Origin of the sequence: Micromonospora sp. CPCC 206060 (assembly GCF_036906895.1) — a bacterium.
Lineage (GTDB): Bacteria > Actinomycetota > Actinomycetes > Mycobacteriales > Micromonosporaceae > Micromonospora.
This window is the reverse complement of sequence record NZ_JBAKHU010000066.1, coordinates 16909-29810: the sequence shown is the minus strand read 5'-3', so window position 1 is coordinate 29810 and position 12902 is coordinate 16909. Positions and strand designations below refer to the sequence as shown.

At 72.6% G+C, this 12902-nt stretch carries 12 protein-coding genes; 6 read left to right on the top strand and 6 right to left on the bottom strand.

The genetic code is table 11. The features are described 5' to 3' along the window. From V6U90_RS27205 to V6U90_RS27195, 3 genes are all read left to right on the top strand, one after another. A partial coding sequence (locus V6U90_RS27205) for a glycosyltransferase family 4 protein (protein WP_334442465.1) occupies positions 1 to 904 on the top strand: 904 nt, incomplete at its 5' end. A 150-nt stretch (positions 905 to 1054) separates the two neighbouring features. Further along, a complete protein-coding gene (locus V6U90_RS27200) occupies positions 1055 to 1546 on the top strand; it encodes a GNAT family N-acetyltransferase (protein ID WP_334442463.1) in 492 nt (163 codons plus the stop codon). Positions 1547 to 1673: 127 nt separating this feature from the next. Further along, on the top strand, positions 1674 to 1844 hold the full coding sequence (locus tag V6U90_RS27195) for a hypothetical protein (RefSeq protein ID WP_334442461.1): 171 nt from the start codon (positions 1674 to 1676) through the stop codon (positions 1842 to 1844). A gap of 169 nt (positions 1845 to 2013) precedes the next feature. On the opposite strand, the gene V6U90_RS27190 is transcribed toward V6U90_RS27195, so the two are convergent. From V6U90_RS27190 to V6U90_RS27175, 4 genes are all read right to left on the bottom strand, one after another. Then, on the bottom strand, positions 2014 to 3297 hold the full coding sequence (locus V6U90_RS27190; RefSeq protein WP_334442458.1) for a citrate synthase: 1284 nt from the start codon (positions 3295 to 3297) through the stop codon (positions 2014 to 2016). A 397-nt stretch (positions 3298 to 3694) separates the two neighbouring features. After that, positions 3695 to 5764, bottom strand: coding sequence for a sulfatase-like hydrolase/transferase (locus V6U90_RS27185; RefSeq protein WP_334442456.1), 2070 nt, complete (start codon positions 5762 to 5764; stop codon positions 3695 to 3697). Further along, a complete protein-coding gene (locus tag V6U90_RS27180) occupies positions 5757 to 7205 on the bottom strand; it encodes a methyltransferase (protein ID WP_334442454.1) in 1449 nt (482 codons plus the stop codon). The genes V6U90_RS27185 and V6U90_RS27180 overlap by 8 nt, the downstream gene beginning before the upstream one ends. Beyond that, positions 7202 to 7381 (bottom strand): hypothetical protein, encoded by a 180-nt coding sequence (locus tag V6U90_RS27175; protein WP_334442452.1) that lies wholly within the window; start codon positions 7379 to 7381, stop codon positions 7202 to 7204. Before V6U90_RS27175 ends, V6U90_RS27180 begins: the two co-directional genes overlap by 4 nt. Before the next feature lie 179 nt (positions 7382 to 7560). Here V6U90_RS27175 and V6U90_RS27170 point away from each other — a divergent pair, with 179 nt between their 5' ends. The 3 genes from V6U90_RS27170 to V6U90_RS27160 all read left to right on the top strand — a co-directional run bounded on the left by V6U90_RS27170 (position 7561) and on the right by V6U90_RS27160 (position 10638). Continuing rightward, positions 7561 to 7971 (top strand): VOC family protein, encoded by a 411-nt coding sequence (locus tag V6U90_RS27170; protein ID WP_334442450.1) that lies wholly within the window; start codon positions 7561 to 7563, stop codon positions 7969 to 7971. Between the two features lie 100 nt (positions 7972 to 8071). Then, a complete protein-coding gene (locus tag V6U90_RS27165) occupies positions 8072 to 9439 on the top strand; it encodes a hypothetical protein (protein WP_334442448.1) in 1368 nt (455 codons plus the stop codon). 296 nt (positions 9440 to 9735) lie between these two features. Continuing rightward, a complete protein-coding gene (locus V6U90_RS27160) occupies positions 9736 to 10638 on the top strand; it encodes a helix-hairpin-helix domain-containing protein (protein ID WP_334442445.1) in 903 nt (300 codons plus the stop codon). A gap of 22 nt (positions 10639 to 10660) precedes the next feature. Here V6U90_RS27160 and V6U90_RS27155 read toward each other — a convergent pair whose 3' ends face one another. Together V6U90_RS27155 and V6U90_RS27150 are read right to left on the bottom strand one after the other, a co-directional pair. Beyond that, on the bottom strand, positions 10661 to 11353 hold the full coding sequence (locus V6U90_RS27155; RefSeq protein WP_334442443.1) for an AraC family transcriptional regulator: 693 nt from the start codon (positions 11351 to 11353) through the stop codon (positions 10661 to 10663). A gap of 58 nt (positions 11354 to 11411) precedes the next feature. After that, on the bottom strand, positions 11412 to 12878 hold the full coding sequence (locus V6U90_RS27150) for a sensor histidine kinase (RefSeq protein ID WP_334442467.1): 1467 nt from the start codon (positions 12876 to 12878) through the stop codon (positions 11412 to 11414). Between the last annotated feature and the right edge of the window lie 24 nt (positions 12879 to 12902).

Below are 12902 nucleotides of genomic sequence, written 5' to 3'. Positions count from 1 at the left end.
CACCACCATCCACGCCACCGAGGCCGGCCGGCACCAGGGCTGGCTGCCCGAGGAGATGAACCGCTCGATCCACTCCATGGAGTGGTGGCTGAGCCAGGAGTCCGGTCGGGTGATCGTCTGCTCCGGATACATGCGCGACCAGATCACCGGCCTGTTCGAGGTACCGGCCGGCCGGGTCGACGTGGTGGCCAACGGGGTCGAGGCGCACCGCTGGCGGGCCCCGGCGACGGCGGTCGCCGCCGCCCGCCGCCGGTTCGCCGGGGACGGTCAGCTGCTCACCTTCGCCGGCCGGCTGGTCTACGAGAAGGGCGTCCAGCACCTGATCGCCGGACTGCCCGAGCTGCGCCACCGGCACCCCGGGCTGCGCGTGGTGATCGCCGGGGACGGGCCGTACCGGCCGGAACTGGAGGCCGAGATCCACCGCTTCGGGGTCGGCGACATGATCACCATGCCCGGCTTCCTCGGCGGCGGCGACCTGCCCGCGCTGATGGCCGCCTCGGACTGCTTCGCGGTACCCAGCATCTACGAGCCGTTCGGCATGGTCGCCCTGGAGGGCGCGGCGGCCGGCGCCCCACTGGCGGTGGCCGCCACCGGCGGGCTCGCCGAGATCGTCCAGTCCGGGGTCAACGGGATGACCTTCACCCCGAACGACCCGCAGGCACTCGCCCACGCGGTGCACACCCTGCTGTCGGACACCGAGCGCACCCGGGCCCTGGCCCGCCGCGCCCGGCGGATGGTCACCGAGCAGTACGGCTGGACCCAGATCGCGCAGCAGACCGCCACGACGTACGCGGCGGCGATCCAGCAGGCGCCGGCCTTCGCCACCGAGCAGGCCCGGACCCGGATGGAGCAGGGCCGCCCGGCGCTGCGCGTCCCCGAGGGCAACCTCCTCGCCTCCCGGTAAGGAAGGGCCCCTTCTTATCGCTTTCGGTATAGGAAGGGGCCCTTTTTAACGCTTCCGCCGCCGGCACCGGGCAGCCGGGGTCACCGGCCGACCTCACCCCGTTGACCGGGAAGAACCAGGCCGCGGAGGAGGGCGCGGGATCATGGACGGATGCTGACGATCGAACCGCTGGACGTACGCCACAACGCCGCAACCGCGCGCCAGGTCCTCCAGATGCAGCGGGCCGCGTACGCCGTCGAGGCGGCACTGATCGGGTCCGACGGGATACCCGCGCTGCACGAGACGGTGGCCGAACTGCGTGCGGCGCGCGAGCGGTGGCTCGGCGCCCGCGACGGGGACGGGCTCGTCGGGGCGGTGGCGTACGACCGCCTCGATGACGCAACGCTGGACATCTGCAAGCTCGTCGTCGCGCCGCGAGCCTTCCGCCGTGGTGTCGCCACCGCGCTGCTCAACGCGCTCGACACAGCGGAGCCAGCCGAACGTACGGTCGTGTCGACAGGGGCGTTGAACACCCCGGCACTGCGGCTGTACGAGCGGCGGGGGTTCGTGGCGGTACGAGACGTCGAGGTCGCGCCGGGGCTGCGGATCACGCAACTCGAACGCCCAGCACCGCCAGACGCAGCCCATTACGTCGCGCCGTAACCAGGAGGTCGCGGTACCCGCGAGTCCGCTGGCGGGCAGGGTTGACACAGAGCAGCGGCGCCCCCAACAGACGGGCGCCCTCGCCCACCCGGGCCGGGCCGGGCCGGGCCGGGCCCCAGTCGAACTCGTGGTTGCCGGCCACCGCCACGTCCGGGCCGAGTTCCCGCATCGGAGTTCGTCCCGGGACTTCTTCGCCCCCTCCTCGGCCCACTTCTCGAACAGGCTGCTGCAGATCGCGGCGTACCCGAAGGCGTACCCGCAGTACTTTGTGGACCTGTCGTGGTCGCCGGCCGCCTAGCGACCGGTGGACCGGAGTGCCACCCCCGAACCCCCGCTGTTCATCCGGGCGTCCGGATCCGGTACGCGACACCGATGTACGCAGGGCCGGCCGGCCCGGGCGCAGGATGCGGACCGGCCGCCGACCCCGGTGACGGGGCGGCGGCCGGTGGGTCGTCCGGGACGGCGGATCAGCGCTCGGCGAGCGGGCGGTAGTCGCGCTCGGGGGCACCGGTGTAGATCTGCCGGGGGCGGCCGATCTTGGTCTCCGGGTCGGAGATCATCTCGCGCCACTGGGCGATCCAGCCCGGCAGCCGACCGAGGGCGAAGAGCACGGTGAACATCTTCGTCGGGAAGCCCATGGCCTTGTAGATCAGGCCGGTGTAGAAGTCCACGTTCGGGTAGAGCCTGCGGGAGACGAAGAAGTCGTCGGCGAGGGCAATCTCCTCCAACTGCATCGCCAGGTCCAGCAGCGGGTCCGGCTTGGCCATCCGGCCGAGGACGTCCTGCGCGGCCTTCTTGACGATCGCGGCGCGCGGGTCGTAGTTCTTGTAGACCCGGTGCCCGAAGCCCATCAGCTTGACGCCGTCCTCCTTGTCCTTCACCCGGCGGACGAAGGACTGCACGTCACCACCCTCGGCGTGGATGCGCTGGAGCATCTCCAGCACCGCCTGGTTGGCGCCGCCGTGCAGCGGGCCGAACAGGGCGTTGACCCCGGCCGAGACGGAGGCGAACAGGTTGGCGTTGCTGGAGCCGACCAGCCGGACGGTCGACGTGGAGCAGTTCTGCTCGTGGTCGGCGTGCAGCACGAAGAGCATGTCCAGCACCCGCGCCACGACCGGGTCGACCTCGTACGCCTCGGCCGGTACGCCGAAGTTCATCCGCAGGAAGTTCTCCACGTACCCGAGCGAGTTGTCCGGGTACAGCAGCGGCTGCCCGATCGACTTCTTGTAGGCGTACGAGGCGATGGTGGGGACCTTGGCCATCAGCCGGACCGTGGACATCTCGACGTGGTCGGAGTCGAACGGGTCCAGGCTGTCCTGGTAGAAGGTCGAGATGGCGCTGACGGCCGAGGAGAGCACCGCCATCGGGTGCGCGTCGCGGGGGAAGCCGTCGAAGAACCGGCGCATCTCCTCGTGCAGCAGCGAGTGCCGCCGGATCCGCTCGCTGAACTCGGTCAGCTGCTGCTGGCTCGGCAGCTCGCCGTAGATGAGCAGGTAGGAGACCTCCAGGAAGGAGGACTTCTCGGCCAACTGCTCGATGGGGTAGCCACGATAGCGCAGGATGCCCGCATCGCCGTCGATGTAGGTGATCGCCGAGGAGCAGGCGGCGGTGTTGACGAAGCCCGGGTCGTAGGTGACCAGCCCGGTCTCCTTGAGCAGCTTGGTCACGCCAATCCCGGACGGCCCCTCGACTGCGGGCTGCACCGGCATCGACAGCTGCCCACCGGGGTGATCGAGCTTGACGTCCGTCATGTGTCCCTCGCTTAGCCGGCAGAGTCTGCGTTGAATTGCCTTCGCTTTCACGGTAATCCGCCTGCTCGGGGCAGCGCTTCTCGTGGCGGCGCAGGTGAGGGATGCGTCACCTGATTCCCGACTTGCCGGACCGGGAATACCCGCACGGATCCGGACCTAACCGAACCCTTCTCCACCCCGGCCGATGCTGCCGGACAGCCACGGCAGGCCGCCGGGCATCGACACATCGGCCTGGACAGGACCACGGGCATCAACCCAGGGCGCGGGCAAAACGGCCCGGAAGCGGACACCCGCAATCGCCGGGCACCAGCGGTCGGGGCGGACGCCGACCTCACCGGCCTGGGCCACAGCGACCCGGGCAGCCGGAAGCCCGGGACCCGGATGGCGAGCCGGGAACCTAGCCCAGGGTGAGCCGGCGCAGTGCCGGGCCGGGCGTCACGGCGTACAGCTCAAGCCGGTTGTCGCCGGGCACGAAGAGTGCATCGTCGGTGAGCAGCGCGGCGAACCGGCGGCCGCCGGGACCGGGTGGCACCACCGGTACCACCGCGCCGATCCGCCCGTTGACCGCGACCGCGATCTCGGTGCCGTCCGGCACGCTGGCCGGTACCGTCCCGCTGACCAGCGCGGGCAACCGGCCCTCCACCGGATCCAGGCCCCGGAACGCGGCGCGCTCGACCACGCTCACCGGCCCGGCCCCGCCGGTGACCCGCAGGTCGGTGACCGACCGGCCGACCAACGCGGAGCGCGTCAGCGCCGGTCCGACGGCCGGCGGCAGCGGCGGTACGGACACCCGCTCGCCCGGCCGGTCGTAGAAGCCCTTCTCGGCGGTGTCCCGGGGGGCGCTGCGGGCCGAACGGCCGTCCACCGGATGGGCCAGCCGGATCCGGGCCAGGTCGGCGACGGTGGGCAGCAGGTCGACGTGCTCCCAGTTGCGCTCGTCCACCCGGCCGGCGCGCTGCCCCGGTTCCTTGACGAACAGCGGGACCCGGAGCACCTCACCGGGCGCGCCCCGGATCGCGTCGATGCCCCGCCCCTGCACCCCGGAGGTGAAGCTGACCCCGTGGTCGGCGGTCACCACCAGCAGGGCGTCGTCGTAGAGGCCGGTGGCGCGCAGCACCCGCAGGGTCTCGCCGATGAGCCGGTCGGTGTAGCCGACCTGGGCGAGGTGCCGTTGCCGGGCCAGGTCCACCCAGCCGGCGCCGTCGTTGGGCAGGTCCTCCGGCGCGTCGTAGCGGGCCCCGGACGGCAGGTACGCCCACGGGCTGTGCGGCATGAGCAGGTGCAGGAAGTGCAGGGTGGGTTGGTCGGTCGGGCGCAGTCCGGCGAGGAACTCGGTGAACCGGGCCGGCTGGTTGTCGTCGAGGGTGTCCCAGCGGAACTTCGGGTCGGTCGGTACCGGTACCGCCGTGTCCAGGCCCGCCTCGGCCCGGGTCACCTCCCGGTAGGCGGCCTCCGGGTCGACGCCGCTGTCGACCGGCGCGACGATCCGGGTCAGCAGGGCGGCGCTCTCCCGCAGCAGCACGGGCAGCCCACCGTGCCCGGCGCCGGTCCGCTCGCCGCACCGGCTCGGCGGGCACAGTTCGGTGACGCTCTCCTGGGCCCGGATGTCGTACAACCCGCCGAAGGCGGTGAAGAGGTTGTCCGGGTACCGGGAGAAGTGCGGCGGGACGGCCTCCTGCGGGTAGCGGCCGGTCAGCATCGCGGGCAGCGCGTACGGCGTCCATCCGCTCACCCCGGAGGCGTTGCGGTACCAGGTCGAGCCGGCGGCCAGTTCGGCGAAGTGCGGGTAGCGTGCCGTATCCATCCGGCCGTCCGGGGTGAGCAGCGAACCCAACGGGAACTCGTCCAGGATGATCATGACCACCGGCGGGTGCCGCCCCGGGGACTGGGCCACGCCGGGTCCGGCGCCGGGCCGCTCGGCGGGCAGCAGCACCGCCGAGGCCGGCGAGGCGAGCACGAACAGGCCGACGAAGACCAGCGGGCCGACCGACGCGGTACGCAGCACCAGCCGGACGGCCCGCCACCGGTACCGCGCCGCCGCCCCGGCCAGCCCCAGGACGATCGCCAGCACGAGCAGGGGTATCCCGCGCAGGGGCAGCAGGTGTCTGCCGATCTGCACCGCGAGCGCCGCCAGCAGGGCGGCCACGGTGGTGGTGTGCACCACCCGGCGGACGCGGGTACCGGCCAGCCGGCTCGCCGCCCCGAGCAGGCCCAGCACCACCGGCGGACCGGCGACGAGCACCGCCACCAGCAGCAGGATCTCGCCCCGGGTGGCCCGGTGGAACAGGAAGAAGTCCGGACTGCGTCCGGTGACGTCGAGCAGTGGTTGGGCGATGGTCAACCCGGTCAACCCGACCAGTTCCAGTTGCCGGCGCAGCTCCGTACCCCATCGGAGCTGGCGTGGCCGGTCCGGTGGGTCGACCGGCGGGCGGTCCCGGACCCCGGCGGACGTCGCGATCTCAGTCACGGACCGTGCCGAGATAGAGGGTACGGGTGCCGCAGGGCAGTTCCCGCCGTTGCTGGATCACGCAGCGCCGACCGAGCAGCCGCTCGAAGACGTCCCGCCGGTATTCGGCGTGCAGCCCGGCCGGCTTGTTGTCGATCAGCCGCTGCGCCATCGGGTCCTCGGGGTGCACGAACTCCACGACCAGCCGGGCGCCGGCACCGGCGAGTAGGTCGACGAGCCAGTCGACGACCAGCGCCAGCGGCACGTTACGGGCGATGGCCAGGTGGTGCACCAGGGCCAGGGCGAGGACGACATCGGCCCGGGAGCGGGTGACGAAGCCGGCCCGTTCGGTGCTGCGCCAGCCGACCCCGGGGGTCGGGTCGGCGAGGTCCATCACCAGCGGCAGGATCCGCCGTTCGCCCTCGCCGCGCAGCCGCCGGTAGAGCCGGTCGACCACGGCCGCGTCGTGTTCCACCGCCACCACGTAGCCGGCGTGCCGGGCGGCGATGCGGGAGTACGTGCCGTCGTTGGCCCCGAGATCGAGCACCAGTGCCGACCGGCCGGCGTCGGCGACCGCGGCGTCGACGAAGCGTTCCTTGCCGATCCGGTCGGCGGTGGAGTACCCGCAGGTGCTCTGGTAGTCGGACCACCCGGTGGCCGGCGGCTGCCAGTCGAGCCGCCGGACGAGCCGGGTCAGGGACCGGATGGTGGCCAGCACCACCTCACGGGAGAAGCCGGCGTGCCGGAGCTGGCCGCGCACCTCCCGGCCGGTGGTCGTGGCGTGCCGGTTGGCGAGCGAGTCGTGCAGGTGGACGTGGGTCAGCACGCCGGAGCGCCACCGGCGGACACCCCGGAACAGGCGACGCATCTGGTGCGGCTCGATCCCGTCGACCCGGGCCCGCAGCCAGGGCTGGAAGTCCACGCCCAGATGGGCCTGGAGCAGCAGCGGGTAGAGCAGCGTCTGGCAGAACTGACGGTAGCCGGCCCAGGGCTCCCCCTCACGGGCCGGCTCGAACGACCCGACGTCGATGAAGACCGGCTCGGCACCCCGGAACTGGAGGTTCCAGGCGGAGCCGTCCTTGGTGGTGAATCCGGCCGGGACGGCCTCGGTGAGGATCTCCAGGTGCAGCAGCGCGGCGTCGCGCAGCATCGCGAAGGACCACTCGGCGGGGTGCGACACGAACGGGATCCGCTCGTGCCGCAGGACCGCCGCCCACGGCCCACCGTCGTCGGCGGGTACCAGGTCGGGCGCGACCTGTTCGGTGCCGCAGACCTTGCCGGCGGCGAGCAGCGACGGGAAGAAGTCGGTGGCGGCGAGGGCCCGCCAGTCCTGCGCGGCCTGCTCGCGCAGGCCGCGCAGGACGTCGTCGCCGGCATGGAAGACCCGGTTGGCCGGGTCGCGGAACGAGCCGGGCTCGGCCCGCACGGCGGTGTTCTGCGGGTACGGCACCGGTGGTGTCATGTCCGGTCGGTGGTCTGCGGCGACGGTGCCTCGGTACCGCTCTCCTGAGGCCGGCGGAACCGTGCGGCCAGTCGACGCCAGTAGAGCTTGGCGGCGACGGCGGCTCCGGCGGCTCCACCGACCAGCGCCTGCACGATCAGGCTGCCGGATCCCGCGTCCAGGTAGGCCAGCACCATCGCCGGCCACCCCCTTCCTGGCGATCGTCGCCATCCATGCCGTATTGCAGCATTTCTCCCCTGAAGGGCGATAAGGCCACGTTACGCGGCATAAGACGGTCATGTGGTCGACACCGGTCAGCCGGGTACGGTCCGATTCGTTCAAGACCGCTGCGCGACCGGCGTCCTACGGTGGCCGTATGACACCTCGCTTCGACCTGATCGGGCTGGTCGTGACCGACCTCGCCCGGTCGCTGGAGTTCTACCGGCAGGTGGGCCTGGACATCCCGGCCGGCGCCGAGCACGAGCCGCACGTGGAGGTCGACCTGCCGGGCGGCCTCCGGCTGGCCTGGGACACGGTGGCCACGGTCCGCTCCTACGACCCCGACTGGGTACCCGCCAGCGGCGGCCCACGGGTGAGTCTCGCCTTCCGCTGCGCCGACCCCGACGAGGTGGACCGGCGCTACGCGGAGCTGGTCGCCGCCGGGCACCGGGGGCACCGGGGGCACCGGCCACCGTGGGACGCCGTCTGGGGACAGCGGTACGCGGTGCTGCACGACCCGGACGGCAACGCGGTCGATCTCTTCGCCCCGCTGCCCGCGACCGACTGAGCACCGACCGCCGGCCCGGCAACGAAACAGCGCCGATCGGTGGGCGCAGCCGGTCCACTTGCGTCTACACAAAACCGCCACCGACCGCGATGATGCGACGATGACATGGCATGAGCATCGATGGCGTCCCGCGGAGTCGCGCCGGACGACCACCCGTCGGGACCCCCCGTCCCGTACCCGCCGCCGGGCCGGCGCGGTCGCCGTCGTCGCGGTGACGGCGACCGCGCTGGCCGCGTTCCCGGCCACCCCGGCCAGCGCGGTCAACGCCACCCACCCCACGGTGGTCAGCGCCGATCCGGCCAACTGGACACCACACGCCCTGGACGGCACGGTGTACCGGATCCTCCAGATCGGTAACCGGGTCTACATGGCCGGCTCGTTCACCAGCGTCCGCAACGCCAACTCGTCGACACCGCTGGCCATGGCCCGGCTGGTGGCCTTCGACGCGACCACCGGCCGGATCGACACCGCGTTCCGGGTGACCCTCAACGGCACGGTACGCGCGCTGGCCGCCTCGGCCGACGGGCGTTCGCTCTACGTCGGAGGGTCGTTCACCACCGTCAACGGCACCACGTCCCGGTACGTCACCAGGGTCGACGCGGCCACCGGCGCCCGGGTGTCCGGGTTCGTTCCGGCGGTGCTCAACGGCGCGGTGGCCGACCTGCGGCTGGTGGGTAACCGGCTGATCCTGGGCGGGGCTTTCCAGACGGTGGCCGGAGTGGCCCGTAAGGGACTCGCCGCGTTGAACGCCACCACCGGGGCGGCGGACGGTTCGGTGAACCTGAACCTGGCCGGTCCGCGTACCACCGCGACCGGGGTGACCGCACCGGTCAAGGTGGAGGCGCTGGACGTGTCGGCGGACGGGCGGCGGTTGATCATCATCGGCAACTTCAGTTCGGCGGCCGGGCAGGCACGGTACCAGCTCGCCGTGGTCGACCTGACGACGACCGGTGCCACCCTCTCCGCCTGGGCCACCACCCGCTACCAGCCGGCCTGTTCCAACAACACCCCGACGTACATGCGCGGGGTGGACATCTCCGCCGACGGCACCTGGTTCGTCGTGGTGACCACCGGCTACACCTACCCCAACACCCTCTGCGACGCGGCAGCGCGCTTCGAGTTCGGCACCGCCGGTCCGAACAAGCAGCCGACCTGGGTCAACTACACCGGCGGCGACACCCTGCTGTCGGTGGCGGTCACCGGCGCCGCGGTCTACGTGGGTGGGCACCAGCGCTGGCTGGACAACCCACTGGGCCGCAACTCCGCCGGTGCGGGTGCGGTCTCCCGGCCCGGTATCGGGGCCATCCACCCCACCACCGGTAAGGCACTGTCCTGGAACCCGACCAAGGAGCGCGGGGTCGGCACGGCCGACATCCTCGCCACCCCGGCCGGGCTCTGGATCGGCAGTGACACGTCCACGGTGGCCGGGGAGTTCCACGGCAAGATCGCGTTCTTCCCGCTGGCCTGACCCACCGGCCCGGTACGGGTCGACGGGTACGGCGTGGTGAGACCACGCAGGGTCGCGCAGTTTCCGGGGTACCGGGGTGTCCTCCCCGTCCGAAGCACCAATTTCCTGGAAACTGCGCGACCTCCCCCGGCCGCGCGAGCCGACCCACCAGGGGTCCCGGACGACGCTCGGTCAGCGCCCGGTCACCGGCGATAACGTGCGGATGGACGGTATGCCGGGCGCTGTGACGCAAGCGGTGGGTGTATGCGAAGCTGCCTCGATCTTTCCCGCGTGCCGTGTGCATCTGGAGGTTTGCCGTGGACTGGTTGCTGTTCATCCTGGCTCTACTCATCGGACTGGTCGCCGGTTGGACCCTCGCGGGTCTACGGCGTCGCAACGCGAGCGGCGGAACACCCCGACCGGAGGTTTCCACGGTCGACACGAGGTCGGTGTCCGCGCCCGCCGCTGCCGCTCCGGTCGAGGTGGCCGCCCCGCCGGTCCCGACCGCGCCCACCATCCCGCCGGTGACGGTCACCGAGCCGACCACGGACACCATCCCGCCGGTGACGGTCACCGAGCCCGTCGCGGCACAGCCGACCGAGCCGGCCACGGACACCGAGCCGGTTGCCGCGCCGACCGCCACGGTCGCCCCGCCGGAGCCGGTCGCCCAGCCCGAACCCGTAGTGGAGCCCGAACCGGCCGCCGAGCCGACCACCGCCGTGGAGCCCGAGAAGGTGACCGCCGTCGTGGAGCCCGAGCCGGTCGCCGAGCCGATCATCGCGGTGGAGCCCGAGAAGGTGACCGCCGTCGTGGAGCCCGAGCCGGTCGCCGAGCCGATCATCGCGGTGGAGCCCGAGAAGGTGACCGCCGTCGTGGAGCCCGAGCCGGTCGCCGAGCCGATCATCGCGGTGGAGCCCGAGAAGGTGACCGCCGAGGTCACCCCGGTTCCGGTCGCTGCGGCGGCTCCCGCAGCCGACGACGACCTGCGCCGGATCGAGGGGATCGGCCCGAAGATGGCGACCGCGTTGCAGGCGGCCGGTATCCGGACCTACCAGCAGTTGGCCGCCACCAGTGAGGCGGACCTGCGGGAGGCGATCCGGGCGGCCGGCCTGCGGCTGGCCCCGAGCCTGCCGACCTGGTCGCAGCAGGCGAAGGTGCTGGCCGGCGCCCGGGCAGAGGCGGAGGCCGTCCTGCCCGGCCCGGCCACTGTCGACGCCTAACCCGGCAGGACCCAGCCGGGATTCACCCGGCACGCAGCAACGCGGTGGGTGGTACGCCGGCCAGGTCACGCACCTCACGGGTGAGGTGGGCCTGGTCGGCATAGCCGCTGCGGGCCGCCACCTCCGCCAACGGCACACCCGACCGGGCCAGATCGAGTGCGCCACCCATCCGCAGGATCCGGGCCAGTGTCTTCGGGCCGTACCCGAAGAGAGCCTGACAGCGACGGTGCAGGTGCCGGGCGCCGAGGCCGACCCGGGCGGCGACCACACCGACCGGTTCACCGGCGGCCAGCCACCCGACCAGCGCCGTCGCCATCGGATCGGGTCCACCCGCACGGCGTAACCGTCCGGCGGCGACCGAGGTCAGGACCGCACCGGCTGCCCCTGCGGCGACCCGGTCGGCGATCTCGCTGACCAGCGCGCGTGGCCACAGCGCGGCGAGCGGTACCCGCTGGTCACGCAGGTCGCAGGCGGGTACGCCGAACACGGCGGGGCCGACCCCGGGCGGCAGCCGCAGTCCCACGTACCGCTCCCCCGGCGCGCTGTGCGCCACTTGGGCGACGGTGTCCGGGCCGGCGACCAGCAGACCGGCCCGGCTGCTCCAGATCAGGTCCAGACACCCGTCGGGCAGCACCCGGGCGGGTTGCACGGTGCTCGGGACGGCACGGGTCCAGAGCACCGCCCCGGGAAGGTCGGCTGGCTGTTCCCGATACATGCCTCCAGCCTGCCACCAGCGTTGTTGTGGAACCCACTGTCGCCCTCCCCGGAGCAACCTATGCACCGACTGTGAACGCGGGAAGACGAACGGTGAACCCGGTGTGCCCGGGAACGCTGCGGACGGCAACCGTCCCGTGGTGTGCCTCCACCACTGCGGCGACGATCGCCAGGCCCAGCCCGGTGCTACCCGCCGCCCGGGACCGCGACGTGTCGCCCCGGGCGAACCGTTCGAACACCTCGCCCTGCAACGACTTCGGGATACCCGGCCCGTTGTCGGTCACGGTCAGTACGACGGTGTCGTCGGTCCGGGCCAGGGTGGTCGTCACGACGGTGCCGGCCGGGGTGTGGGTACGGGCGTTGGCGAGGAGGTTCGCCAACACCTGGTGCAGCCGGGCGGCGTCCCCCGGCACCGTTATCTCCACATCGGGCAGGTCCAGGTTCCACCGGTGGTCGGGGCCCGCCACGTGGGCGTCGCTGACCGCATCGACCACCAGCGCGGACAGGTCCACCGGTTCGACCGCCAGCGGACGGCCGGAGTCCAGCCGGGCCAGCAGCAGCAGGTCGTCGACGAGCCGGGTCATCCGGGTGCTCTCCGACTCCACCCGGCGCAGCGCGTGCGCGACGTCCGGCGGCACCTCGTACCGGCCACGCCGGGCCAGTTCGGCGTAGCCCCGGATCGCGGCGAGCGGGGTGCGCAGTTCGTGGCTGGCGTCGGCGACGAACTGGCGTACCCGTGTCTCGCTGGCGTGCCGGGCGGCGAGTGCCGCCGCCACGTGCCCGAGCATCCGGTTCAGGGCGTTGCCGACCTGGCCGACCTCGGTGCGCAGGTCGGTGTCGGCGTCCGGTACCCGGACCGAGAGCGCCACCTCACCCCGGTCCAGCGGCAGCTCGGCGACCCGCCCGGCGGTGGCCGCGACCCGTCGCAGCGGGCGCAGTTCGGCCCGGAGGATCAACGCGCCGGTGGTCCCGGCGATCAGCAGCCCGGTGCCGACCAGTCCGGCCTGGGCGGCGACCATCCACCAGACCGTCTCCCGCACCTCGCTGAGCGGGATGCCGATGACCGCGACCGAGCCGTCCGGCATGGTCCGGGCGGCCACCCGGTAGTCGCCCAGCTCACCGAGGTCCCGGCTGCGCGGTCGGCCGTCCGTGCTGAGCGTGGTCAGCACGGTCAGCCGGTCCGGCGGGACGGACTGCTGCCCGGAGGTCCGCGCCTCGGCCGCTTCGGTGTCCGCGCTCGCGGTACGAATGACCGCGTCTGCCACCCGGCCGTCGGTGACCCGGGCGATCAACGAGCCGGACGGCAGTCCGAACGGGACCACCAGTTCCCGGTCGACCAGCTCGCCGGACAGCGGCAGCCGTCTCTCGATCCGGTTCGGCGGCAGAGGTACCAACTGCTCGTCGATCTTTCGGACCAGGAAGTGGTACAGCACGAGCGTGGTGACCGTGCTGAGCGCCACGCAGACCACGGCGAGCAGGGTGACCACGGTGACCACCAGCCGGGTGCGCAGCGACCGGCCGGCCAGCCCGCCACGTAACCGGGCGACCAG

Coding starts and splice junctions, on each gene's coding strand:
- V6U90_RS27190 (WP_334442458.1), bottom strand. CDS start 3,297: ATGACGGACGTCAAGCTCGATCACCCCGGTGGGCAGCTGTCGATGCCG.
- V6U90_RS27175 (WP_334442452.1), bottom strand. CDS start 7,381: ATGGTGCTGGCCTACCTGGACGCGGGATCCGGCAGCCTGATCGTGCAG.
- V6U90_RS27165 (WP_334442448.1), top strand. CDS start 8,072: ATGACATGGCATGAGCATCGATGGCGTCCCGCGGAGTCGCGCCGGACG.
- V6U90_RS27155 (WP_334442443.1), bottom strand. CDS start 11,353: ATGTATCGGGAACAGCCAGCCGACCTTCCCGGGGCGGTGCTCTGGACC.
- V6U90_RS27200 (WP_334442463.1), top strand. CDS start 1,055: ATGCTGACGATCGAACCGCTGGACGTACGCCACAACGCCGCAACCGCG.
- V6U90_RS27170 (WP_334442450.1), top strand. CDS start 7,561: ATGACACCTCGCTTCGACCTGATCGGGCTGGTCGTGACCGACCTCGCC.
- V6U90_RS27180 (WP_334442454.1), bottom strand. CDS start 7,205: ATGACACCACCGGTGCCGTACCCGCAGAACACCGCCGTGCGGGCCGAG.